20 protein-coding genes, 1 tRNA gene and 2 pseudogenes are annotated in these 25,768 nt (G+C 42.0%); 9 read left to right on the top strand and 14 right to left on the bottom strand.

The genetic code is table 11. The annotated features are described in order from the left end of the window. Positions 1-231 precede the first annotated feature (231 nt). The 6 genes from F991_RS15555 to F991_RS15580 form a co-directional block, all read right to left on the bottom strand. Positions 232-3,372 carry an efflux RND transporter permease subunit gene (locus F991_RS15555; protein WP_004673250.1) on the bottom strand — a complete coding sequence of 1,047 codons (3,141 nt, stop codon included), beginning with the start codon at positions 3,370-3,372 and terminating at the stop codon, positions 232-234. Next, the gene (locus tag F991_RS15560) at positions 3,362-4,603 is read right to left on the bottom strand and encodes an efflux RND transporter periplasmic adaptor subunit (RefSeq protein ID WP_004673253.1); all 1,242 of its coding nucleotides are present in this window, start codon (positions 4,601-4,603) and stop codon (positions 3,362-3,364) included. Before F991_RS15560 ends, F991_RS15555 begins: the two co-directional genes overlap by 11 nt. Positions 4,604-4,607: 4 nt before the next feature. After that, positions 4,608-6,026, bottom strand: a complete 1,419-nt coding sequence (locus F991_RS15565; RefSeq protein ID WP_004673255.1) for a TolC family protein — start codon at positions 6,024-6,026, stop codon at positions 4,608-4,610. A 44-nt stretch (positions 6,027-6,070) separates the two neighbouring features. Next, positions 6,071-6,481 carry a cation efflux protein, CzcI-like gene (locus tag F991_RS15570; protein ID WP_034595734.1) on the bottom strand — a complete coding sequence of 137 codons (411 nt, stop codon included), beginning with the start codon at positions 6,479-6,481 and terminating at the stop codon, positions 6,071-6,073. A 177-nt stretch (positions 6,482-6,658) separates the two neighbouring features. Then, complete coding sequence (locus tag F991_RS15575; protein ID WP_004673261.1) at positions 6,659-6,844, bottom strand: hypothetical protein; 186 nt, start codon at positions 6,842-6,844, stop codon at positions 6,659-6,661. A gap of 299 nt (positions 6,845-7,143) precedes the next feature. Further along, positions 7,144-7,551 (bottom strand): cation efflux protein, CzcI-like, encoded by a 408-nt coding sequence (locus F991_RS15580; RefSeq protein WP_347005838.1) that lies wholly within the window; start codon positions 7,549-7,551, stop codon positions 7,144-7,146. Positions 7,552-7,698: 147 nt separating this feature from the next. Between F991_RS15580 and F991_RS15585 the strand changes: the two genes are divergently transcribed. Further along, positions 7,699-8,157, top strand: a complete 459-nt coding sequence (locus F991_RS15585) for an AAA family ATPase (RefSeq protein WP_004673265.1) — start codon at positions 7,699-7,701, stop codon at positions 8,155-8,157. Between the two features lie 36 nt (positions 8,158-8,193). On the opposite strand, the gene ettA is transcribed toward F991_RS15585, so the two are convergent. Further along, a complete protein-coding gene (gene ettA, locus F991_RS15590; protein ID WP_004673266.1) occupies positions 8,194-9,855 on the bottom strand; it encodes an energy-dependent translational throttle protein EttA in 1,662 nt (553 codons plus the stop codon). A 298-nt stretch (positions 9,856-10,153) separates the two neighbouring features. On the opposite strand from ettA, the gene F991_RS15595 reads away from it, so the two are divergent. From F991_RS15595 to F991_RS15615, 4 genes and pseudogenes are all read left to right on the top strand, one after another. Then, entirely contained in the window at positions 10,154-11,431 is a 1,278-nt protein-coding gene (locus tag F991_RS15595; protein ID WP_004673267.1) for an O-acetylhomoserine aminocarboxypropyltransferase/cysteine synthase family protein, read from the top strand. Positions 11,432-11,678: 247 nt separating this feature from the next. Next, positions 11,679-11,951 (top strand): annotated as a pseudogene (locus F991_RS15600) (SDR family NAD(P)-dependent oxidoreductase); the annotation flags it as partial. 88 nt (positions 11,952-12,039) lie between these two features. After that, positions 12,040-13,169 (top strand): IS3-like element ISAcsp5 family transposase gene (locus F991_RS15610; protein WP_100222370.1). Its coding sequence is split into 2 segments (ribosomal slippage): positions 12,040-12,292 and positions 12,292-13,169, totalling 1,131 coding nucleotides; the frame shifts between segments, so codons are not numbered across the junction. A gap of 71 nt (positions 13,170-13,240) precedes the next feature. Further along, positions 13,241-13,858, top strand: a pseudogene (locus tag F991_RS15615) (SDR family NAD(P)-dependent oxidoreductase); the annotation flags it as partial. Between the two features lie 81 nt (positions 13,859-13,939). On the opposite strand, the gene F991_RS15620 reads toward F991_RS15615, so the two are convergent. Continuing rightward, positions 13,940-14,707: an HD domain-containing protein gene (locus tag F991_RS15620; protein WP_004673270.1), complete on the bottom strand. Its 768-nt coding sequence runs from the start codon at positions 14,705-14,707 to the stop codon at positions 13,940-13,942. A gap of 97 nt (positions 14,708-14,804) precedes the next feature. Beyond that, complete coding sequence (locus tag F991_RS15625) at positions 14,805-15,689, bottom strand: LysR family transcriptional regulator (RefSeq protein ID WP_004673271.1); 885 nt, start codon at positions 15,687-15,689, stop codon at positions 14,805-14,807. Between the two features lie 105 nt (positions 15,690-15,794). Between F991_RS15625 and F991_RS15630 the strand changes: the two genes are divergently transcribed. Then, positions 15,795-16,550: an SDR family oxidoreductase gene (locus F991_RS15630; RefSeq protein WP_004673272.1), complete on the top strand. Its 756-nt coding sequence runs from the start codon at positions 15,795-15,797 to the stop codon at positions 16,548-16,550. Between the two features lie 53 nt (positions 16,551-16,603). Here F991_RS15630 and F991_RS15635 read toward each other — a convergent pair whose 3' ends face one another. The 4 genes from F991_RS15635 to F991_RS15650 all read right to left on the bottom strand — a co-directional run bounded on the left by F991_RS15635 (position 16,604) and on the right by F991_RS15650 (position 21,086). Next, entirely contained in the window at positions 16,604-16,921 is a 318-nt protein-coding gene (locus tag F991_RS15635; RefSeq protein WP_004673273.1) for an AzlD domain-containing protein, read from the bottom strand. Continuing rightward, the gene (locus tag F991_RS15640) at positions 16,918-17,628 is read right to left on the bottom strand and encodes an AzlC family ABC transporter permease (protein WP_004673274.1); all 711 of its coding nucleotides are present in this window, start codon (positions 17,626-17,628) and stop codon (positions 16,918-16,920) included. The genes F991_RS15635 and F991_RS15640 overlap by 4 nt, the downstream gene beginning before the upstream one ends. Positions 17,629-17,704: 76 nt before the next feature. After that, entirely contained in the window at positions 17,705-18,535 is an 831-nt protein-coding gene (locus tag F991_RS15645; protein ID WP_004673276.1) for an AraC family transcriptional regulator, read from the bottom strand. 193 nt (positions 18,536-18,728) lie between these two features. Then, the gene (locus F991_RS15650; RefSeq protein WP_004673278.1) at positions 18,729-21,086 is read right to left on the bottom strand and encodes a Tex family protein; all 2,358 of its coding nucleotides are present in this window, start codon (positions 21,084-21,086) and stop codon (positions 18,729-18,731) included. Positions 21,087-21,545: 459 nt separating this feature from the next. Between F991_RS15650 and ompR the strand changes: the two genes are divergently transcribed. The 3 genes from ompR (at position 21,546) to F991_RS15665 (ending at position 25,418) form a co-directional block, all read left to right on the top strand. Then, positions 21,546-22,310, top strand: coding sequence for an osmolarity response regulator transcription factor OmpR (gene ompR / locus F991_RS15655; protein WP_004673280.1), 765 nt, complete (start codon positions 21,546-21,548; stop codon positions 22,308-22,310). Between the two features lie 17 nt (positions 22,311-22,327). Next, positions 22,328-23,782 carry an ATP-binding protein gene (locus F991_RS15660; RefSeq protein ID WP_004673282.1) on the top strand — a complete coding sequence of 485 codons (1,455 nt, stop codon included), beginning with the start codon at positions 22,328-22,330 and terminating at the stop codon, positions 23,780-23,782. A 121-nt stretch (positions 23,783-23,903) separates the two neighbouring features. Continuing rightward, a complete protein-coding gene (locus tag F991_RS15665) occupies positions 23,904-25,418 on the top strand; it encodes an acetyl-CoA hydrolase/transferase family protein (protein WP_004673284.1) in 1,515 nt (504 codons plus the stop codon). Positions 25,419-25,604: 186 nt separating this feature from the next. On the opposite strand, the gene F991_RS15670 is transcribed toward F991_RS15665, so the two are convergent. Beyond that, positions 25,605-25,680, bottom strand: a tRNA-Phe gene (locus tag F991_RS15670). Positions 25,681-25,768: the final 88 nt, after the last annotated feature.

Consider the following 25,768-nt stretch of genomic DNA (forward strand, 5'->3'; position numbering starts at 1 on the left):
TGCGTGAAAAACAAAAACTGCCTATTTTCACTATCATTTACTCGTGCTAGACGTCATCCACAACCTGCGTGGTATCCGCTATATACCGTTTCTGCGACGCTGTTTATGAAATGCAGAAAGTGAACAGGTTTTGTGGATGACAAAGTTTTTGGTTACTTTTTTAAAAAAGTAACGGAGTTAACGGATGAGATCAAGCTCATCACAGTAAGACTCCACCATGAAATACAAGGGTCAACAATCCCTCTCATTCATCCAGCGATACACTACAGGCAAGATCACCAAAGTCAGTAAAGTCGATGAAATAATCCCACCAATCACCACTGTTGCCAATGGACGCTGTACCTCTGCACCAGTTCCAGTCGCGATCGCCATCGGAATAAAGCCCAGTGATGCCACAAAAGCCGTCATCAAAACAGGACGCAAACGCAAGACTGCACCTTGCCATGTGGCGATATGCAGATCGAATTGATCACGTAGTTCTTTGATAAAACTCAGCATCACCAAACCATTCAATACCGCAACACCTGAAAGTGCAATAAAGCCCACACCCGCAGACATCGACAATGGAATATCTCGTAACCACAGCGCAACCAGTCCACCAGACAAGGCAAATGGCACGCCACTAAATACCAGCAAGCTTTCTTTAAAGTTGTGGAATACCGCCATCAATAAAGTAAAAATCGCAATCAATGCCAGTGGAATCACGATCTGCATACGTGCTGCCGCAGATGCCAAGTTTTCAAACTGCCCACCATATTCCAACCAATAGCCTGCGGGTAAAGGTTGCTGCTTCAGGGTCGTTTGCAACTCTTGCACAAATGAACCAAGGTCACGTCCTTCTACATTTGCCGTCACAATGACACGACGTTTACCATTTTCACGCCCAACTTGGCTCATGCCTGAGATGGTTTCGACTTTAGCGACATCTTGTAATTGAATCAGACCACCATTGGGTAATTGGATCGGGAGCTGCGCCAAGTTTTGTGCGGTGCGTTGATCGTCAGGTAGACGAATTTCAAAATCAAAACGACGGTCGCCCTGTAAAATCTGACCGACATTTTGACCACCGACACTGGCCGCAACCACATCTTGAATAGTTTTCACCGACAAACCATATTGCGCCGCAAGCGCATTGTTAATATCCACATTTAATACAGGCAAACCACTGGTCTGTTCAACTTTGACTGCTGTCGCACCTGAAATCTTTTGTACTTTTTGAGCAATCGCTTGTGCTTGTGTATCGAGCACATTCATATCATCGCCAAATACTTTAATTCCCACATCACTGCGTATTCCTGAAATTAACTCATTAAAACGCAATTCAATCGGTTGAGAAAACTCACTGTTATTACCTGGGATGGTTTCTAAGAATGCTTGCATACGGGTACGCAACGCATCAATGCTTTCTTTTGGATTTTTCCATTGATCTTTAGGTTTCAATAAAATAACTGCATCAGAAATATTGGGTGGCATGACATCGGTCGCGACTTCAGCCGTACCTGTACGAGCAAATACCGCCTTCACCTCTGGAAAGTTTTTCAGAATCAGCTTTTCAGTATTTTCCTGCATCCTTAAAGACTGTTCTAAACCTGTACTTGGCGACCGCATTTGTTGTACTGCAAAATCACCTTCACTCAGTTGTGGGGCAAATTCACTGCCGATTTGAGTGATTAACACCCCAGTCAAGACCAAGATACTGATAGCAAATGTCACAACCACCATTTTGAATTGATAAGCCCAATCTAAGATCTGTTGATACTTCCCTTTTAAAGTCTGCATCCAACGTGATTCTTTTTCCTTGACCTCACCCGTAATGAATAAGGCAACCGCGGCAGGTACAAAAGTCACCGATAGAATCATTGCACCCAGTAATGCCATCACCACCGTCATCGCCATCGGATGGAACATTTTCGCTTCTACACCTGTCAGTGCAAAAATCGGTAAATACACCACCATAATGATGGCTTGCCCAAACAATAACGGTTTACGTGCTTGTTTTGCTGCAAGAAAGACTTCTTTAAAGCGTTCTTGTCGGGTGAGTAATCGCCCCGCATGATGCTGTGCCTCTGCAAGCCGTCGAATACAGTTTTCAACAATCACCACCGCACCATCGACAATGATCCCGAAGTCCAATGCGCCCAAACTCATCAAGTTGGCACTGATATTCTGCTGTGCCATGCCCGTCAATGTGAACAGCATGGAAAGTGGAATCACGCAGGCTGTGATTAAAGCCGCACGAAAATTACCTAAGAAAATAAATAAAATCACGATCACCAAGATCGCGCCTTCAACTAAATTCTTCTGCACCGTTTTGATGGCTTTGTTGACCAACGTCGTTCGATCATACACCGTTTCAATTTCTACACCTTTCGGGAGCGTCGATTGAATTTCTTGGATTTTTGCATCCACCGCTTGAGCAACTGTACGACTGTTTTCGCCCATCATCATCATGGCGATGCCGAGAACAGTCTCTTCACCATTATAGGTTGCTGCACCAGTACGTAAGTCATGCCCGATTGCAACCGTTGCAACATCTGACACACGAATCGGTGAACCATTTTTGATACTGACAGTGATGTTCTGGATATCTTCGATGGTACTCAACATACCCGGCACGCGAACCGTTAATTGTTGACCGTTCTCCTCAATGAAACCTGCGCCACGGTTTTCATTATTCTCCTGCAATGCGGTTTGAAATTCAGTGAGTGAAATCTGTAACTGTTGTAGGCGTTTTAAGTCAGGCGAAACAATATAGGTTTTGTTGTACCCCCCAATACTGTTGATTTCAGCAACACCTTTGACGCGCTGCAATTGTGGACGCACGATCCAGTCTTGGATTTCACGTAAATCCATTGCGCTATAAGGCGTACCATCCTCTTTTTTCGCACCAGCTTTGGCTTTGACTACCCACTGATATATTTCGCCTAAACCAGTCGAAACAGGAGACATCACAGGATCAACCGCATCAGGCAATTGTCCATCAGCTTCTTGCAAACGTTGATTGATCAACTGTCTGGCCCAATAAATATCAGTGCCATCTTTGAAAATAATGGTGACTTGCGATAAACCATAACGCGAAATCGAACGGGTTTGTTCTAGGTCAGGTATCCCTGCCATTGCAGTTTCAATCGGATAGGTAATTCGCTGTTCAACTTCTAAAGCGGTATAGCCATTGGCTTGGGTATTAATCTGTACCTGCGTATTAGTAATATCAGGAACGGCATCAATCGGTAGTTTCTGATAACTCCACACACCTACTGCAATCCATGTCATCACAAACAGTATGACCCAAATGGCATTTTTAATCGCAAACTGAATCAGGCGATCAAATAAGCCTTCAGGTTTTGGCAATTGAGAAGAATTAGTGTCCATGCTCAGCCTCTCCTTTTTCAAGTTCAGACTTCAACAAGAAACTGCCGACTGCGACATAAGACTGACCTGCTGTTAGACCCTGAGTAATTTCAACCCATTGCCCATCTTGGCTACGCTGTCCGATCTGTACTGGAACTGCATTAAAATCGAAACCTTTTTTCGGATTCGACTTCGCTACAAAAACCACATCTTTGCCTTCAATCTGTTGAATCGCTTCGGCACTGACTCGCATCACTGATGGCTGTGAACCTGCTTGTAATTCAACATTGACCATCAAGTTTGGACGTAGCTCAGCCGCGTTGGATAAAACTTTGGCACGTACTTGTAAGCGACCAGTTTGTGCATCTGCTTCAGAGGTCAAGCTCTGGACTTGCGCATTAAATTGATTGCCTGTTTGCAGCGATTTAAAACGAATTTGCTGATTCGGCTGTACATTGATATTGACCATGGTCGGCAATACAAACTCCAGCCAAAGTTGGTCTAATTGATCAATGGTAAATAGTTGATCTGCAAGCTGAACATTTTCACCAATCACAATATCTTTATTGCTGATCACACCACTGATCGGTGCTGTTAAGCGATAGCGTCCATTTGATCCTGAAGCTGCTCCAAATGCAGTTAAACGTGAGCGCGCTGCTTGTACTTGGATTTGGGCTTGGCGATAGGCGTTATAGGCGCGTTGATATTCTTGTTTGGCAGAAATACCTTGTGACCAAAGACTACGTTCACGCTCATAATCTTGTTTTGCCAAGTCTAAGTTGGTTTGCGCAATTTGCAGATTGGCTTGTTGGTCAACCAAGTCAGGCACGAGCAAATTTGCCAATGCTTGTCCTCGTTTGACTTGTTGCCCTAACTCCACATATACGGACTCAACTCGCCCCGCAAAACTTGGGGAAACGTGCGCCTGACGATCGGTATTGACCGTCAGTTTTGCAGGGAAAGTTTGCACTTGATTGACTTCACCGAGCGCGACTTGAGCAAGCTTGACACTATACTGCTGCATCTGTTCGGCACTTAGACTTAAGCTTTCCTCTGACTCGTGCTCCTCTCCTGTGTCAGCATGCTGATCTTTTTCATTTTCCTGATGCGAATGCCCTTGTTCGCCATGTTCCGCGCTTTCGCTGCTTTTGCGCTGACCACTCCACAACAACACGGCAGCCACAAGCATCGTTACAATGACAATAATGGCAATCCAAACCCATTGAGAACGCATTTTTGCTTTAATCTTCATCTCGTTATTCTCCAGCTTGGTTTGGGAAAGCATTACTTTGTTGCCATATACGCTGATTCAGTTGCATCAAGGCATCTTTGGCGGTGATTTGTTCGGTTGAAAGCCCCATACGCGCACTTTGCAGTTCGGTACTGAGTTGCCATGCTTGCTTTAGCAATTGCACTTTACGTAAACGCACATCCTGTAGCTGCATGGTGGCTTGTTGCACATCGGTGACTGAAAACTTGCCTAAACGAAAGCCCTGCAAGGTTTTTTGCTGAACTTGATTCGCCAGTGGAATTTGCTGATCGTCGAGCTGCTTAAATTGCGCTTGTAAGCCCTTCAATTCAGCTAGACGAATATCAATATCCATCTGATTCTGCTGACGATAAGTACGTTGTTGCTGCTGAATAAGGCTTTGTTTGGCTTGTGCAATTTGAACCCCATATTTTTGGGAGTTAAAAATATTGAGTGGAATTTCAACGCCTAAACGGATTTGGTTTTCGCTATATTGATCAGCTGAACGGGTGCGATTGACACCAAACGTCATGATCGGCTGTGGACGTGACTTGGCTTTGAGTTGGTCAATTTGCGCTTGTTGACGCTGCGTTTCTAACTGCAAACCTCGCTCAAATAAATTCTCATTTTGCTCAGTCACTGCCTTGATCTGCGTTGCTTTGGTCCATAATTCAGTCGTGCTTGCAGAAATTGAAAATTGATTTACGCTTTCTCCTGCAAGGCTCGCCAATTGCTTTTGTGCCAGTTGCAGTTGTAAATCCGCTTGTTGAAAGAGCCGCTGATTTTCCAAATGTGCGATACGAACCCGCTCAACATCGACTTGGGCAATGCTGCCTGCCTGATAACGTCTTTGAGTGGCATCCAAGTTTTGCTGACTGACTTGTAATTGCTCAGCAATCACTGATTTTTCGAGTTGTAATAAAGCCACTTGTGCCCAAACAAATTGCACGATCAATTCGAGCTCAGCGTCGTAGCGTTGCTGTTCCAAGTCAACTTGATTGGCGGAAAGCTTAGCCACTTTTTGCGCCGCTTTACGCTGACCAAATAAATCTAAAGGCTGTGAAATACCAATGGACAACTCTCGGTCTTGATCATTTTGAAAGCCTGTTTGCTCAATCGAAATACTCGGATTTGCCCACAAAGCACTTTGTTTTAGCTGCACACTCGCCATCTGTTGCTGTGTTTGCCAGCTTGACTGATTGTTTTGATAAGCACGAACCTGCTGCAAAATTTTTTCAAAATTAGAATTTTGCTTCACAGCACTTGAACTTGCTGATGCCTGATTGACATCGAGTACAGATTTCGCTGAGATGGATTGCCCGAAAACCACAGTCGAGAGCGCAATCCCCAATATCGACCACTTGAATGGTGATGAATGGACAGAATTTTTTAGCGTATGGGTACGCTGATTTAAACTTAAAGACATGTTAAGCCCCGCAAATAATAAGGTTGCGGTGGGCTATTTTTCGGCTACCCCACCAATAGCGGGGTCAGAACAGGCGGCGGATTGAGACTGGATAGATACGGAGACTGATACGAATTCGACCAATGATATTTTTGTTTTAATTTTTGCGTCCGCAACATGGGTTGATCAAACTGTTGCTGGACTTCAGATGTAACCACATGAAAGCAAGACGGCAAATGATCGTGATGATCTTGCAAACTCACAGGCATAGGCAAATCAGTTGTATCTAATTTGGAAGTTTGAACCTGAGTCGTTGCTGCTTCAATAGCATCAGGGACATGATGCCCAAAATGACTTGAGAAAGTTGATTGCTGATTGGTGTTTTCATGGGCGCAATAAGCCGCTGCCACATTCCAAAGACTTTGGAATATGAACAAACTTAGCAAGACGGTCACGAAAATACTGGAACGACGCAAATTTTTCTCTTTAGTCAAAAATTGCACAACTGGACTATAGCAAGGAAGTTTGATGTAATAAAATTACATCTCTCCATTCAGCACTAAAATCTTTTTAAAAACGCAAGATTCACAAAAACTAATCAATACATTTTGACAGTCGGGGACTGCTCACTTGCCGAGCAGTCCCCTAAAAAATTAACCCGATGATTTACACTTATGCTTGGTGTTGCTGTGCTTAATGTCATGTTCGACATTTGCTTTCATTTCTTGCTGAGACTGTAGATTTTTTTCTAAGAAAATCAAACCTCCATCAGCATTCGCGAAACTCGCTGAAAGAAATAAAATCATAAAACATAACGTTGTATTTAATTTAATAGACATAACACTCACCTGATTTATATATTGCAATTCATTGGGTGGATAAATTCACACCCAAATAAAATGAATAAAAATTATTCGCTTAGGGTCTACTCATAATCAGCAGGTCTTGATCAGAAGACTTTTACTCAATCGTGATTTACAAAACTTTGACGCAAATGTACCGATCAACATGACATCAGAATAAATATTCGAATGTGATATTGAGACCTCCATTCATAAGAGTGCTTTACATTTTTTATGTGCATCATCAAGCATAGAAGAACCCTTTGAAATAGATCTATTTCTGGTGGGCTTTTTGGCTATCCCACCAAAAGCGGGGTGAGTACAGGAGGTCGGTTTAATCCAGACAAATAAGGAGACTGGTAATCATTTGACCAGTGATATTTTTGTTCTAATTCATGCATTCGTAAAACAGGTTCATTCAGCTGCTGTTGCCCTGCGATGACAGCCACATGAAAACATGTTGGCAAATGATCATGATGATCTTGCAGATTCAACGGTTGTGATAAATCAAGATTATCTTCAACCACGGTGAAAGAACTTACCTGATCTTTTGAGTTATCTAAAAGATGATGACCGAAATGAGTAACGGCTATCGTTGCTTTGCTTGTAGTTTCATGACTGCAATAAGCCGCTGCCACATTCCAAATACTTTGGAATATGAACAAACTTAGCAAGAGTGTCATAAATACAGCGCAACGTCGCACGTTTCACCAACTGGTCAAAATTTGCCTTACTATAACAAGCAATGTGTATGTAATAAAATTACATTAAACAAAAAGTAAACACTTTAAAATTTTTCGATGCTTAATATATCCATATTCTCATAAATATATTTACTCCCTTAGGCTCAAATGCATATCAACCCCGATCACTATTTAGAAACAGTCTCTGGTAGAGTCTTCACTGCTAAACGAAATCAGATCGCATGGGCAAAATGCTTTGATGACTTTGAAAAAGAAGTCATTAACAATTCTAGCGTACAAATCGTTTATGTCCTGATTGGTTGCCAAGCTGCTGGTAAAAGCACTTGGGCTGACAAAAAAATCAAGGAAGAGCCTTATAATATTGTTTTTGATGCGATTTTAGTTAAGAAAATTGAACGAGCACCAATTCTCGATATTGCAGCCCAAAAAAATCTTCAATGTATAGCTGTTTTATTCAAAACAGATTTAGCGATTTGTTTGGAAAGAAATGCGCAAAGAACTATAGATAAAATGGTAGATGAGCAAGCCCTAAAAAATGTTTTCGCTGCGATAGAAGCACCTTCTTTAGACGAAGGATTTACAAGTATCATTCTTGTAGGAGAATAAAAAAACCAGCCCTTAGGCTGGTTTTTTAATGAGTTATTAACCCGTAATCTTTTTATATTTTGAACGCTTTGCACCTGCTTCATCACCTAAACGTGACTGGCGATATGCTTCATATTCTGCATAGTTACCTGTGTAGAATTCTGGCTGTTCATTTTCAAAAGACAAGATATGCGTTGCAATACGGTCTAAGAACCAACGGTCATGCGATACCACCATCACAGTACCTGGGAATACAAGAATTGCATCCTCAAGCGCACGTAAAGTTTCGATATCCAAGTCGTTTGATGGCTCATCCAGTAAGATTACGTTTGCACCTAACTGTAAGATTTTTGCCAGTTGTAAACGATTACGCTCACCACCTGACAGCTCACCAACACGTTTTTGCTGATCTTGACCTTTGAAGTTAAAGCGGCCGATATAAGCACGCGATGCGATTTCATAATCACCGATTTTCAAGATATCTAAACCGCCAGAAACTTCTTCCCAAACAGTTTTATTGTTATCTAAAGTATCGCGAATCTGACCAACATACGCCACTTTAACAGACTCACCCAACGTTACCGTACCAGTATCAGGTTGCTGTTCACCTGTCATCATACGGAATAATGTGGTTTTACCCGCACCGTTAGGACCAACAATACCCACAATCGCAGTTGGCGGTATGGTAAATGTTAAGTCTTTATAAAGTAGGCGACCATCAAATGATTTACTGATGCCTTCAACTTCTACAACTTTATTTCCTAGGCGTGGGCCAGGTGGAATATAGATTTCAGAAGTTTCATTACGCTGTTGGAATTCTTTAGAGTTCAACTCTTCAAAACGTTCCATACGCGCTTTGTTTTTCTTTTGCTGACCTTTGGCATTTGAGCGAACCCATTCAAGTTCTTTCTTCAATGCCTTAGCAAAAGATTCTTCTTGTTTATTCTCTTGCTCTAAACGTGCATTTTTCTGCTCAAGCCAAGAGGTATAGTTACCTTGATAAGGAATACCCATGCCACGGTCAAGTTCAAGAATCCACTCAGCCACGTTATCCAAGAAATAACGGTCATGCGTAATCGCAACGATCGTACCTGGGAAATCTTTCAAGAAACGTTCTAACCAAGATACTGATTCAGCATCCAAATGGTTCGTCGGTTCATCTAGAAGCAACATATCAGGCTTAGACAGCAATAAACGGCAAAGTGCCACACGACGACGCTCACCACCTGAAAGTAGAGATACATCTGCATCCCAAGCTGGTAGGTTCAAAGCACCTGCCGCAATTTCAAGTTGGTTATTGAGGTTATGTGCATCCCAAGCATGAATGATTGATTCTAATTTTTCTTGCTCTTTTGCAAGTGCATCAAAATCTGCATCAGGGTCAGCATATTCAGCAAAAACTTGATCAAGACGTTCTAACGCATCTAGTGCTTCACGTACGCCATCTTCAACGTTTCCACGAACATCTTTACTTGGATCTAATGGTGGCTCTTGTTCTAAATAACCGATTTTGATTCCTGGTTGTGCACGCGCTTCACCTGAGAAATCTTTATCTACGCCAGCCATAATACGGAGTAGGGTAGATTTACCTGCACCGTTCAAACCAAGCACACCAATTTTTGCGCCTGGGAAAAATGATAAAGAGATGTCTTTTAGGATTTCGCGCTTAGGCGGAACCATCTTCGACACTCGATTCATCGTATAAATATATTGGGCCACGCAGGACTCCTCAACTGAAAAACCAATAAATCGCAAAAAGCGAAAAATAATCGCACGTATTATACGCTGAAAACCGGATTAACATGAAGTTAAGATGATATTTGTTTGCTTCATTCAAAGGATTTTCTTTTTCAAGACGTTACACGATTCACGATACAGTCATGCTGAAAAAAATAGGAAGAGACCAAGATTCTGTTTATATGAATAAAAACGCAATAAATCGCATAAATTATGCACCTTTCTGGACGGTTTTTAAGCTAAACTCGGTCACTATTTAACTCACGTAGATGATGTAATCATGACTTATAAAGATGAAACTTTAGCGATTCATGCGGGCTATTCACCAGAGGCAACGACTAAAGCAGTGGCTGTCCCTATTTACCAAACCACCTCTTATGCTTTTGACAACACGCAACATGGTGCAGATTTATTTGATTTAAAAGTTCAGGGAAATATCTATACCCGTATCATGAACCCAACCACGGCTGTGCTGGAACAACGTATTGCAGCACTTGAGGGTGGGATTGGCGCATTAGCTTTAGCATCTGGGATGGCAGCCATCACTTATTCGATTCAAACCATTGCTGAAGCAGGTGACAATATTGCTTCGGTTTCAACACTCTATGGTGGAACGTATAATCTATTTGCACATACCCTACCCAAACAAGGCATCGAAGTTCGCTTCTTTGATTATCAAAACCCTGAAAGCTTACGCAACTTGATTGATGATAAAACTAAATTGGTTTTTGTTGAGTCGATCGGCAACCCACTGGGCAATATTATCGACTTAGAAGCAATCTCAAAAATTGCCCATGAATATGGTATCCCAGTTATTGTTGATAATACCGTTGCAACCCCTGCCCTATTAAAGCCGTTTGAATTTGGTGCGGATATTGTCATTCACTCATTGACTAAATACATCGGCGGTCATGGCAATAGTATTGGTGGCATTATTGTCGATAGTGGCAAATTTCCTTGGGGCAAATATCCAGAGCGTTTTAAAGTACTGAATACGCCAGACCCAAGTTATCACGGCGTAAATTACGTTGAAGTGCTCGGTGAAGCAGCTTATATCGCTCGTGCTCGTGTTGTTCCATTACGAAATACAGGTGCAGCCATTAGCCCGCTCAGCGTCTTCCTTATTTTACAAGGTTTAGAAACGTTAAACCTTCGTATGGAGCGCCACACTGAAAACGCCCTTCAAGTTGCAAAATATTTAAAACAACACCCAAAAGTCAAATGGGTCAATTATGCTGGTTTAACCGACCATCCACAGCATCATTTGGCACAAAAATATGTGAAAGGTAAACCTTCTGCCATCCTTTCCTTTGGGGTACAGGATGGCTTAGATGGTGGAACTCGCTTTATTGATGCATTACAGTTATTTACTCGTCTGGTTAACATTGGCGATGCAAAAAGCTTGGCATGTCATCCTGCAACGACGACCCATCGTCAACTCAACGCAGAAGAACTTAAATCTGCTGGTGTGAGTGAAGACCTAGTCCGCTTGTCTATTGGGATTGAGCATATCGACGATCTGATTTCAGACCTCGAACAAGCCCTCGCTCAGGTTTAAACTGAATAAAAGACAACAGCCTCACTTTAGAGGCTGTTTTTTATGCTTTTGAAGAAAAATATTATTGCATTTTCAACTATTACAATCATTTGTTTTAGAGCTTTTACTCTAAAAATATTATTATATTTCAAACATTTACACTAGACAAACAAAAAAAACGGTTAATATTAGTACAAAATAAAGTGCAGTGTTTAATCGCAACACAAGGACATTGTAAACAACAGCTTGATTAATGTAGGAAACTTACATGAACGCAAAACTCAAAAAGCTTTTTCAACAAAAAGTCGACGGGAAAACAATCATTGTCACAGGCGCTTCAAGTGGCATTGGTTTAACGGTTTCAAAATATCTTGCTCAAGCAGGTGCACATGTCTTATTGCTAGCGCGTACCAAAGAGAAATTAGATGAAGTAAAAGCTGAGATCGAAGCAGAAGGTGGTAAAGCCACTGTATTCCCATGTGATCTCAACGATATGGAATCGATTGATGCGGTTTCAAAAGAGATTTTAGCTTCTGTTGATTGATGTGGTTCTAGGATTTTAGACCACGCCTATAAGTGATAATCTACTCCCCAATAAGCATGGGAAATGCTTGTTTTTGGAGTCAACCATGACACGAAGAAAACGTCGTAATCATTCAGCAGAGTTTAAAGTTAAAGTTGCTCTCGCAGCAATTAAAGGCGACCACACACTCGCTGAACTTTCTACTCAATTCGATTTACATCAAAACCAAATCATCGATTGGAAAAATCAACTGCTTGAGCAATCAGTCAATATTTTTTCACGACCAACAGCACAACAAGAACCAGAGATTGACCTCAAAGCTCTACATGCCAAGATAGGACATCAGGCATTGCAAATTGATTTTTTAGAAGGTGCGCTCAGAAAAATAGGGCAGCTGAGCGGCAAAAAATGATCGATAAGACCCATCAACTTTCGGTACGACAACAATCGCAATTGATTCAAATCAATCGCAGTACGTTGTATTACAAGTCCAAAGAGATTTCATCAACTGATTTGAGTTTGATGCGCCTGATCGATGAAATTCATCTCGACTACCCATTTATGGGCAGTCGAATGATACGAGATATGCTACAGCGTCAAGGGCATCAAATAGGTCGGCGTAAAGTCCGACGTTTAATGCGCTTGATGGGAATACATGCCTTGTATCCAAAACCCAATACCAGTAAGCCTAATCTTGCACACCGTATTTTCCCATATCTGTTGAAAAACATGGTCATCGATCACTCTAATCAAGTCTGGTGTACAGATATCACGTACATTCCTATGGCTAAAGGCTTTGTCTATCTGTGTGCAATTATAGATTGGCATAGTCGTAAAGTACTGGCTCATCGTGTATCGATCAGTATGGAAACAGGCTTTTGCATAGATGCGTTGCAAGAAGCAATTGTGAAATATGGTTGTCCTGAGGTGTTTAATACAGACCAAGGCAGTCAATTCACAAGCGAGGCATTTTTGAATGAGTTAAAATTGCGAAATATCCGTATCAGTATGGATGGGAAAGGACGATGGATGGATAATGTAATGATTGAGCGTTTATGGCGCAGCGTGAAGCATGAGGAAGTCTATTTGAAGGCTTACGATACGGTTAAACAAGCGAAACAATCAATTGCTGAATATTTGGATTTTTATAACATGATACGTCCTCATTCAAGTTTGAATAAGGCAACACCGGATGAATTTTATGATCAACATTTACTAAAAGTAATGGCAGCATAATTTAAATATTTAGAGCGGATTTATCACTTATAAAACTGAATTGAGTGGTCTAATTAACGGAACCACATTATGATCACATTGATATTTTAGTCAACAACGCGGGGCGTTCAATTCGTCGTGCTGTGCATGAGTCAGTTGATCGTTTTCATGACTTTGAACGTACTATGCAGCTTAACTACTTTGGTGCTGTACGCTTAGTTTTGAATATCTTGCCGCATATGATGCAACGTAAAGATGGTCAAATCATTAACATTAGCTCGATCGGTGTACTTGCCAATGCAACCCGTTTCTCAGCGTATGTTGCTTCTAAAGCTGCACTTGATGCATTTAGTCGTTGTCTCTCTGCTGAAGTTCATTCACACAAGATTGCGATCACCTCTATTTATATGCCATTAGTGCGTACACCGATGATTGCGCCAACTAAAATGTATAAATATGTTCCAACACTTTCTCCAGAACAAGCGGCCGATTTGATTGCTTATGCGATCGTAAAACGTCCGAAGAAAATCGCAACCAACTTAGGTCGCTTAGCATCGATCACCTATGCGGTTGCGCCAGACATCAATAATATTTTGATGTCGATTGGCTTTAACTTATTCCCAAGTTCTACTGCCTCAGTAGGTCAGCAAGAAAAGTTAAACATCATGCAGCGTGCTTACGCGCGTTTGTTCCCAGGTGAACATTGGTAATTTAAGCAACTCCCTGCAAAATAAAAAAGCAACGCATAGAGATATGCGCTGCTTTTTTATTGGAAGGAATAAAGGATGAAATTACTTAACCAGATAAGGATTCAAATTTATAAGCTGCTTAAAACCACTCTGTACCACCATCGCAGTACGAGACTTTGGACGGTTGATTGCTTCTAACTGACTAAATTCAATCATCTTGTGATTAAAGTCCAAGCGTGGATGTTGCGCATATAATTGTTGTCTAAACTGCTGAGAAAATTCAAAACCACGACTGCCGATCACATCACAACTGGCAGCTTGTTGTAGTAAATGTGCTTCGATGCCATCTTCCAGCGCCACATAAGGATTCATATGCATACTGATCACGTCAAATAGTTGATCCGCACGAGGGGCATGCCAACCCCGCTCAATTGACCAGTCTTTAGCAGCATAAGCCCCCTGTCCTGCAAAGCATCGACAGTTTTCATGATGCTGATAATGCTGTTCAGTCATCCCCAAATCATGCAATAAACATGACACCGCCAATAGCTCATCATCGCGCTTTAAATTTTGCATCTTGGCAAATGCAACTGCATAACACCAAGTTCTCAAACAATGATTTTGCAAGGCTTCAGAACTACAAGATTGCATCTTCTGCAATGCCTGCTTTACATCAGCGCTATCAGGTAAATACAGATCATCGAGACTCAAATCATGCTGTACATTCCGCTTAGATTGAGATGCGAAAGCGTACATTTTTATACTTTGTTTGAGTACAGGCAATAGACTATGACTCAATAGAACCATACGATCTTTCAAAGATAAATCGCCTGAAGTTTGTATCATCCATGCTTGTCGACCAATCTGCATTATTACCCCTAATAAAATTAGAGTAATTACTCTAATTTAAGTTTTACTGCAAATATTGCTGAATGTCAAAGCAATTGTTCTTGGCAAAAACCACAGCTTAAAGCCGTTTTTTGAGTAAATCATCCAACCAATCGATGAAGTCCTGAAAATACTTTGGACGGTATTGTCGATCTGTCAGCAAAATATTGACAGGTAATTCTAAACTGGGAATATCGACAAATAGGCGTTGCAGTGTTCCTTGTTGAACATAAGGCACAGCATCGAACTCAGGAATTTGAATCATGCCAATACCTGCCAAACCTGCATGAATATAAGCTTCAGTGTTTTCGATCAGTAAGCGATACGGCATATCGATACGATGATCACGAAACGCAAGTTCACTCATTTCTCGGTAGTTTTTTGCCACATGATAATCCACAGCAAAATGCTGCTGTAACTCATCAAAACTTTTAGGTTCCCCAAACTCAGCGACATACTGCGGTGATGCCAATGTCCAGATCTTGGTCTGGGTAATCGGTCGAATCAGTAAGTATTCATCCTGAACTTGCCCTACTCGCACCACGCAATCGAGTTGTTGTTCGATCAAATTAGAAAAATCATCACTGCCATTGATCAACACTTTTACCTTTGGATAACGCCGATAAAACGCGAGTAAATTCGGAATCAAAAGCTGTGTTGCCAATCGTTTCGGCATACCAATACTGATCTTGCCTTCTTGGCTGCGAACATGGGTTTTAAAACGATTTAGTTCTTTTAATTGTGCGACCAAACGAATCGCTTCGTCATAAAACAGACTACCCTCATGCGTTAAAGCAACCTTACGTGTCGTACGGTAAAACAACAGCACTTCATATTCTTTTTCAAGTGATTGAATTGCATAAGTGACATTGGAACGCGGCAGCCCCAATTGCAGTGCCGCTTGTGCGAAAGACTGCTTGTCTGCCACCAAACAAAATATTTTTAGGCGCTCGATCTTATCCATTTATTATTCAACTTTCTTGCACAATCAGTTCAATACTAACAACTATTTCAAACAAAGAAATTGATTTAGGATAATTTTCACACAAAACAAAAGCTGGATGAAATAATGTCTCAACATGATTTAAAAGATAAAACTGTACTGATTGCAGGCGGTGCAAAGAATTTAGGTGGTTTGATCTCACGTAAGTTCGCCGAGCAAGGGGCAAACTTAGTGATCCATTATAATAGTGCAGCGACACAAGCCGATGCCGAAGACACCTTAAAAACCGTACAAGCGCTCGGTGCCAAAGCCATTTTGATTCAAGCCGATCTATCCGATATTCAAAACATCGAATCTTTATTTACCCAAGCCAAAGCCGAATTTGGCGGTGTTGACATTGCCATTAATACCGTCGGTCGTGTGTTGAAAAAACCCTATTTGGACACCACCGAGCAAGAGTTTGATGTGATGAACGACATCAATAATAAAATTGCCTATTTCTTTATTCAATCAGCAGGTCGCCATCTCAACCCAAACGGCAAAATCTGTAGCATTGTGACCAGCTTATTGGCAGCCTACACAGGTCTTTATTCTACTTATGAAGGATTAAAAGCCCCTGTTGAACATTATACCCGTGCGGCTTCCAAAGAGTTTGGCGAACGCGGTATCTCAGTGACTGCTGTCGCGCCGGGTCCCATGGATACGCCATTTTTCTATGGTCAAGAAGCGCCTGAGGCAGTGGCTTATCATAAATCGGCATCGGCACTTGGTGGACTCACCAAAATCGAAGACATTGAACCTTTGATTCGTTTCTTAGTCACCGATGGCTGGTGGATAACTGGACAAACCATTTTCGCTAATGGAGGTTATACCACGCGTTAATTCATGTTCATGAGAAAGGCTTGGGTCATGATTCACATGTATCCAAGCTTTTTTTAATTGAACCAAAATACCAAAGCATAAAAACAAGCCAAACTTAGAACAATCGTCAGTAAGGTATGGCGAACCTTATATGCAATCACAATGGTTAAAATCGTGGCAATAAAATAAGGGTTCAATAAAGTCTCACGAAATGCACCCTGCTCATCCATAAATACAATCGGTGTGGCAATCGCCGTCAATAAACACGGTGCTGAATACTGCAATGACTGTTGAAACCATTTCGGTAAACGCAGCGGAATATTCGGTTCAAGCAAAATATAGCGGTTCATAAACACCACCAACGCCAAAATAATCAAAACAAACCAAGTCATGCTGCACGCTCCCGCAGATTTTGCAGGCAAGTTGCTGTGAACATACCAATCACCCCAGCCATAATGGCTGCACTTTTAAAACCTAAACTCAGAAACACCACAGTTAAAACCACTGAAACCAATACACCCACCAAAGTATTTAAATTTTTAATAAATGGAATCACGATGGCGATAAAGGTCGCGACAATTGAAAAATCGAGATGGTATTGATCTAAATTCGGCACAGAGGATGCAAGCAGCACGCCACACACACTAAACAACACCCAGCATAGATAAAAGCAACTACCCGCCCCGAGAAGATAGTAAATATAGTGCTGTTGTTTTTTAATACTGACCGCAAACAACTCATCTGTGAGTAAAAAACCTAACATTAACCGATGTTTTAACGGTTGCTTGGAAATATCTTCACGTAAATACAGCGCATATAAATAATGCTGCGTGGTAATCAGAAATACCGAAATGATGATCGTAAGTGCAGGTGTTCCTGCCATGACCAAGCCTAAAGTCATCAATTGAGCAGCGCCAGCAAAAACCAATGCTGACATTGCAATGGCTTGCATGGTCGTTAGTCCAGCTTGGATAGCCATTGAACCTGCCAAGATACCCCAAGGCAACACAGCAAAACACAAGGGCAATATTTTGACCACACCATTTAAAAAGGCCCGAGGCACAGACATAGAGGTGTCTTCGATCGTCTCAGTCAACATCAGCATTACAATCGTTTATAAGAGACTGTTGACTATGCCAAAAATCAATCAATCAAGATTGCATAAAATTGCTGTTTTATTTGAGATAGGCAATATAGCCACCTGGCGTAATCCCAAAAGTTTGACGGAAATGCCGACTAAAATGGCTTTGATCTGAAAATCCACATTGCTGCGAAATCTCAGATAAATTTAGTCCTTGTCTTAATAATTTTTGTGCCTTTTGCAAACGTGCTTGCACTAACCATGCATGTGGAGACAATCCCACATGCTTTTTAAACTGGCGTAGAAAATGCCACTGGCTTAGATTGGCCATGTCAGCCAATGCCGTCAAAGAGAACTCTTGTTCAGGCATCGATGCCATCAGCTCTTTAATATTCAGAATACGCTGTTTGGCATTGCTCAATTCAGCAGATTGAGGCTTGGTTTGACTATACTTCGACACAAGCCAAGCGATAGTAGAGAGAAATAAGGTTTGCTTCAGTAAGGTATTGCTGGGTTGCTCGAATAAGTCGAATAGCAAACGAAATTGTTGTGCCAAACCTTCATCATGCAATACGGCTTCTCTAAACCACGGTGCAGTACCATGAACAGTGGTCAAATCGCGTGTCAGCTCATTAAACACCTCAGGTGTAGGATAAATCGCCCGATAACGCCAACCCGTCTCTACTGCTGAAGAACCTGTATGTACCTCATCGGCATTGACCAAAATAATATCGCCTTGCGGTGCGACATGATTGCCACCTGTGCGATAAAAACGTTGTGCGCCTTCTTCGATCACACCGATACAAAATCCTTCATGCACATGTCGTGAAAACTCCTGCTGAAAGTAACTGGCTTTCAGCATTTCTAAACCACCGAGTTCTTCGAGGTGTAAGTAATCGACTTGTTCACGAGGTCTACGTGACATCACGACCTCCTTTGGATTTTTGCATCAAATCAGATTAACGCAATGGGATCAGATTTATAGAATAAAATTGCTGTTTAACTATCTTATTCTAATTCTCCGAACTTATAACCTTATTCACACATCTACTCGCATAAAAAAACCTTCCCGAAGGAAGGTTTTTAAATGGACTCAATTCAATTATTTCGAGCCTTGCTTATTTCGAGCCTTTAATCCCAGCTTGCAATAACAACGCACCTAAACCACCAATTTTTTGCTCTTGTGGTTTCTCGGTTTTTGGCTTGTTATTTTGCGGACGTTTAAAGTCACCTTCTTTACGTGGTGGACGCTGACCTTGTGGCTTACGCTCTGAACGTTCCGGACGATCTTGCTGTGGACGCTGTTGCTGACGAGGCGCTTTCACAGGCGCAGAACCTTCCGCACGCATACTCAAGTTGACGCGATTACGCTCTGCATCCACTTGAATCACACGAACTTGTACAATTTGACCCGGTTTCACTACTTTATGCGGATCAGAAACAAATTCATTGGCAAGTTCAGAGATATGCACTAAACCATCTTGATGCACACCTACATCGACGAAAGCACCAAAATTCGTAACATTGGTCACTACACCTTCAAGCTGCAAACCCTCAGTGAGTTGTGCAACTTCGGTAATGTCGTCACGGAATTTTGCAGTACGGAACTCTGGACGTGGATCACGCGCAGGCTTTTCCAATTCAGCCAAAATATCCTGAATCGTTGGCAAACCAAATTTGTCATCGACAAACTCATCTGCTTTAACTTGACGAATAATTTCAGTATTACCAATGATGTCTTTAACCGTGGTTGCTTTCGCCGCAACGATTTTTTCAACCACGCCATAACTCTCAGGGTGAACAGCTGATGCATCCAATGGTTCTGTACCATCCTGAATACGCAAGAAACCTGCTGCTTGCTCAAAAGTACGCTCGCCTAAACGTGGTACTTTTTTCAATGCTTGGCGACTATCAAAACGACCATGTTCTTTACGATATTCAAAGATTTGTTGTGCAATGGATTTATTGAGACCCGCAATATAAGCCAGAATCGCAGGAGACGCGGTATTCACATCCACCCCAACCGCATTCACACAGTCTTCAACCACAGCATCTAGAGTTTTTGCTAGACCTGTTTGATTGACATCATGTTGGTACTGACCTACACCGATTGATTTCGGGTCGATTTTAACCAGCTCAGCCAATGGATCTTGTAAACGACGGGCAATTGAGACTGCGCCGCGAATTGATACATCAAGGTCAGGTAATTCTTGTGAAGCCAATTCACTTGCCGAATAAACGGATGCACCTGCTTCACTCACCGTGATACGTGTCAGTTTCAAATCAGTATTGGCCGCCATCATTTCTGCAACCACAGCTTCAGTTTCACGACTCGCTGTACCATTGCCAATCGCAATAAGTTCCACGTGGAACTCTCGGCATAAACGTGCAAGCTCAGCAATCGAACCAGCTTTATCTTCTTTTGGCGCAAATGGATAAATAGTGCTATGTGCAAGTACATCACCGGCATCACTTACCACAGCAAGCTTCACACCAGTACGAATACCAGGATCAACACCTAAAGTGGTGCGACTGCCTGCTGGTGCAGAAAGCAATAAATGACGTAAGTTTTCTGCAAAGACATCCATTGCTTCAGCTTCTGCGGTTAAACGCTTATCTGTTAATAATGAATGTTCAATTTGTGGGCGAATCTTACCCAACCAAAATAATTTTGCAGTTTGTTTTAAATAATCCTGGCGTGTTTGTGGTTGAATTTGTTCAAGATTATATTCTGTTTCGATACGTGCCAATGGTGCATCATCTTCACCATCCACTTTCAAGCCCAATACGTTTTCTTGACGACCACGTAACATCGCCAATAAACGATGTGAAGGGACTTTATTTAAGTTTTCTGAGAACTCAAAATAATCACGGAATTTTTTGCCGACTTCTTTTTTCTCTTCAGAAGCGACCGCACTTTTCAACACTGCTGTTTTAGAAAAAGTCTGTTTTAATTCAGTGGTTAAGGCGATATTTTGCGCCCAATCATCAATTAAAATATGCTGAATCGCATCGAGCTGGCTTTCAACATCTGGATAATCTTCGTGACTAAAGCCAGCTAAAGCTTCAGTTGGATCAACTTGATCATTAATAATCTTCTCAGCAATAACACCTAAACCCGCTTCTTTTGCTTTAAATGATTTGCTGGTGCGTTTCGGGCGATACGGCGCATAAATTTCTTCTAACGCATTCTTGGTTTCAGCAGCATTTACACGTCCTAATAAATCATCATTCAATTTATCTTGTTCTTGTAAAGACTGGATCACTTTCTCACGACGCTCGTATAAATCACGCAAGTAAGTTAAACGTGTATCAAGTTGACGTAATTGCGTATCGTCTAAGCCTTGAGTGACCTCTTTACGGTAACGTGCGATAAAAGGAACACTAGCGCCTTCATCAATTAAACGAATAGCAGCTTCTACTTGGTTTGGACGTACGGCAAGTTCATTTGCCAACTGCTGAACTAAGTCAGTCATCGTGATTGATTCCACAAGGGTTGAGTCTAAAAGCAATGATTATAAAGTCCATGGCTATAAAATCCACTATTGTTTTTTTAAAATATTGTGCATAGGGTCACTTCTTTCCCCACAAACCCTACAGATTATGCTAATTGAGCAATGTTTCTAAAATACTAAGCTTTTTCCGGCTAAATATTGAAAAATAGATTGATTGTCATAATTTTACCTGTATATATTTGGTATCTTTCTCTTGATTTTATTGGCAATATTTGTTGCTTTATAACATAGCCAAGACTGTGCAATGAGTCGTATACTACAGAGTCTATTCACATTCACCTTACGAGCTATAGCTCTCATTGCGACATAAGCCGTATACGGTGCTAGATTTTAGCCGATAACGCAAAGCAGGGTTGAAATATAAATAGCCCCTACAGCATTGCATAAAGACGATGACAATAAACGATAAAGGAGCACAGCATGAGTTTAGTTGTACCTGCCGAATCGACGGAAACTGTTCACCATGAAACAGACCGGGTCGAACGCATTTTAGTGGTCGATGATGATGTGCGCTTGCGTACGCTTTTACAACGCTTCCTCGAAGACAAAGGCTTTGTAGTTAAAACTGCCCATGACGCGACACAAATGGACCGTTTACTACAACGTGAGTTATTCTCGCTCATCGTCCTTGATTTTATGTTACCCGTTGAAGATGGATTAAGTATCTGTCGCCGCTTACGTCAATCCAACATTGACACCCCGATCATTATGCTGACTGCACGTGGCAGTGACTCTGACCGTATCGCGGGCTTAGAAGCAGGTGCAGATGATTACCTACCAAAACCGTTCAATCCAAATGAGTTGCTGGCACGTATTCGTGCGGTATTACGCCGTCAGGTGCGTGAAGTGCCCGGTGCACCAAGCCAGCACGTTGAAGTCGTCAGTTTTGGACCTTGGGCTTTAGATCTATCCACACGAACCTTAACGCGTGAAGGTCAAGTTGTGACGCTGACCACAGGTGAGTTTGCCGTGCTCAAAGCACTGGTCCAACATCCACGTGAACCATTGACACGCGACAAACTGATGAATCTCGCACGTGGTCGTGAATGGGGCGCAATGGAGCGTTCAATCGATGTACAAGTCTCTCGCTTACGTCGCTTAATCGAAGACAATCCAGCACGAGCACGCTATATCCAAACTGTTTGGGGTGTAGGCTATGTTTTTGTTCCAGATGGTGCGGAATGAGCGTAGGAAACTAGACCTTGAAACTTGAACCAATTGATCCGCAAGAATTTACTGACTTCGTGGCCTACTCTGAAAGGCCACGAACAAAATGGGAACGTTTTTTAGATAAAATCAAACCGCGTTCTGCCGCCATGCGTACCGTAATTTTGGTACTGTCCATGGTCTTTTTCAGTCTGTTTATGTCTTTGTGGTTCTTTTGGCGCACCTTATATTTACCTGAGTTGCAACAACATGCGCGTTATCTCGCAGTTGAACTTGAACTCGTCAACAATCCCGATATTCGTATATTACATCAAGATACCGAAGTCGATATTGATGACTGGTTAAAGAACCGTATTGGCATCGAATACATTACCGATCCAAAAGAATTCCCTAGAGTTGAAGAAAAATTTCTCGCTGAATTATTTACCAATCAAATTGAAGCAAAGCTCGCCAAAGAGTTAGGTGTGAAAGATGTGACGGTTTACTTCAAATTTAAACCGATTCCGCGCATCTGGATTCAAACGCCAGAAATGAATGGCAACTGGGTTCGTGAACCACTCAAAACCTATGACAATTATAGTATCGAGTTGATTGCCACATGGTTGTTTGGTGTACCAATCCTATCTTCAATTATTATTTTAATTTTGGTTCGCCAAATGAATCGACCATTGCGTCGATTACAAAATGCCGCCAATAACTATAGTAAAACAGGCAAAGCACCGTACTTGGACACCAATCATGGTCCACTAGAAATCCGTCAAGTCAATCAAGCCTTTAACCAAATGGTCTATACGCTTGAACAAACGGAACGTGATCGGCAAATCATGTTGGCAGGCATTTCACATGACCTCCGCACCCCGTTGACGCGTATTCGTTTAACCGCAGAAATGCTACCTGATGAATTCTTTCGAGAAGGCTTGATCTACGATGTGGATGATATGGATGCGATTTTAAATCAATTCATTTCTTATATGCGTGATGGTTCTGATGAAGAGCTGACAGAGACCAATCTCAACATCTTATTCCAAGAGTTGGTGGTGCAATTTCAACCGCTCGATATCCAGTTTGAAACACAAGAGTTACCGATCATTCCAGCGCGTAGCTTATCTTTGAAACGTTTAATCGCCAATTTGCTCAATAACGCTAAACGCTATGGTTCTGAGCCGATTGAACTCTCTGCCAGCCATGTCGATGATCATATTCTCATTACCGTGGCTGATCATGGCGAAGGCATTCCTCCCGATCAGGTCGAAGAGTTGATGCAACCCTTTGTGCGTGGAAATTCAGCCCGCACCGTTCAAGGGAGCGGACTTGGGCTTGCGATCGTGAAACGTATTGTTGATATTCACCAAGGGCAAATCAATATTCGCAACCGCGAACAAGGTGGCTTAGAAGTGGTCATTTCATTGCCCATTCCAAGCGAAAAAACGGATGAGCCACAAAACAACACCATCGACAAAATCAGACAAACGCTGACGGGACATTTTTAGAGAGACATTTTCTGATCAGATATACTGTGATTTGCGTTAGACCTTAGCCTAAAATCAATACATTTTTCACATTTTAGCGCTAAAATCCAACGCTTATAAAAAGCAACATTGAGAATGGATGATGTCTTTAAGTCGCATTCGCCTTCACAGCCTACATGACAAAATCATGAGTGCTGATGAGGCTTCTAGCTTTATTGAAAATGGCATGACCGTTGGCATGAGTGGTTTCACCCGCGCAGGTGAAGCAAAAGCCGTTCCACAAGCACTGGTCAATCATGCTAAAAAAAATCCGTTAAAAATCACATTAATTACAGGTGCAAGCCTCGGTAATGATTTAGACAAGCAATTGACTGAAGCAGGTGTCTTGGCGCGTCGTATGCCCTTCCAAGTCGATAGCACCTTACGTCGTGCCATCAACAATGGCGAAGTCATGTTTGTGGACCAGCACTTATCTGAAACCGTCGAGCAAATGCGTAATCAGCAGCTCAAACGCCCAGATATTGCAGTGATTGAAGCGGTGGCCATAACCGAGCAAGGTCATATTGTTCCAACTACATCAGTCGGCAACTCTGCCAGCTTTGCGATCTTTGCTGAAAAAGTCATTGTGGAAATCAACACTGCATTGAGCGAAGATTTCGAAGGCTTACATGATATCTATATTCCAAGCTATCGTCCGACACGAACACCACTCCCCTTAACTCAAGTAGATGATCGTATTGGCTCAACGGCGATTCCGATTGATCCTGCAAAAATCGTAGGCATCGTACTCAAAGACACCGCAGACTCTCCTTCAACCGTAACTCCACCTGATGCGGAAACACAAGCGATTGCCAATCACCTCATTGCCTTCTTTGAACAAGAGGTTGCGGCAGGTCGTTTAGCAAAAAATTTAGGTCCGTTACAAGCAGGGATTGGTTCAATAGCCAATGCCGTTTTAACAGGATTAAAAGATTCTAATTTTGAAGATCTGGTGATGTATTCAGAAGTGCTACAAGACTGTACTTTTGAATTGATCGATGCAGGTAAAATGAAGTTTGCCTCAGGCAGCTCCATTACATTATCGGCAAAATGTGGCGAGCGTGTTTTTGGCAACCTAAATCAATACAAAGACAAACTGGTATTACGCCCACAAGAAATTTCAAATCATCCAGAGATCGTACGTCGCTTAGGCATTATTGGGATTAACACGGCGCTAGAGTTTGATATTTATGGCAACGTCAACTCAACCCATGTTTGTGGTACCAAAATGATGAATGGTATCGGCGGTTCAGGCGATTTTGCCCGTAATGCACATCTTGCCATTTTTGTGACTAAATCGATTGCCAAGGGTGGAGATATCTCTTCGGTCGTTCCGATGGCGAGCCACGTGGATCATTGTGAGCACGATGTGGATATTTTGGTGACAGAACAAGGATTGGCAGATTTGCGTGGTTTAGCACCGCGTGAGCGCGCGCGTGTCATTATCGACCATTGTGTACATCCATTGTATCAGGCTGCATTAAACGACTATTTTGACCGTGCTTGTGCACGAGGTGGTCATACCCCTCATATCCTGCGTGAAGCGCTGTCTTGGCATGCCAACTTTGAAGAAACAGGACAGATGTTAGTGCCAATCAAAACAGCAAAATCAGCTTAATAATACAGTTATATTTGCAGCAGAAAAGCATGTGGAAGCATGCTTTTCTGCTTTTTATCATACATTCACAATGTAATAGTTAGCTTGAGCAATCGGCGTCAGTTAATTATGCATTTGAAATGCGTTGTCATTGGTTTCGATTTTCCATAAAAAAACCCCAAACTTTCGTTTGGGGTTTTTTGAATATGGTGGCGTGACCCAGGATCGAACTGGGGACACACGGATTTTCAATCCGTTGCTCTACCTACTGAGCTATCGCGCCAATGGCGTGTATTAAGCCGTATCTCAGATAAATAGTCAACAACTATCCTGAGCTTTTGATTTAAATGACCATTTCTTATCCAAAAAGT

The sequence above is a fragment of the Acinetobacter sp. CIP-A165 genome (genome assembly GCF_000367985.1).
In the GTDB taxonomy this organism is placed as follows: domain Bacteria; phylum Pseudomonadota; class Gammaproteobacteria; order Pseudomonadales; family Moraxellaceae; genus Acinetobacter.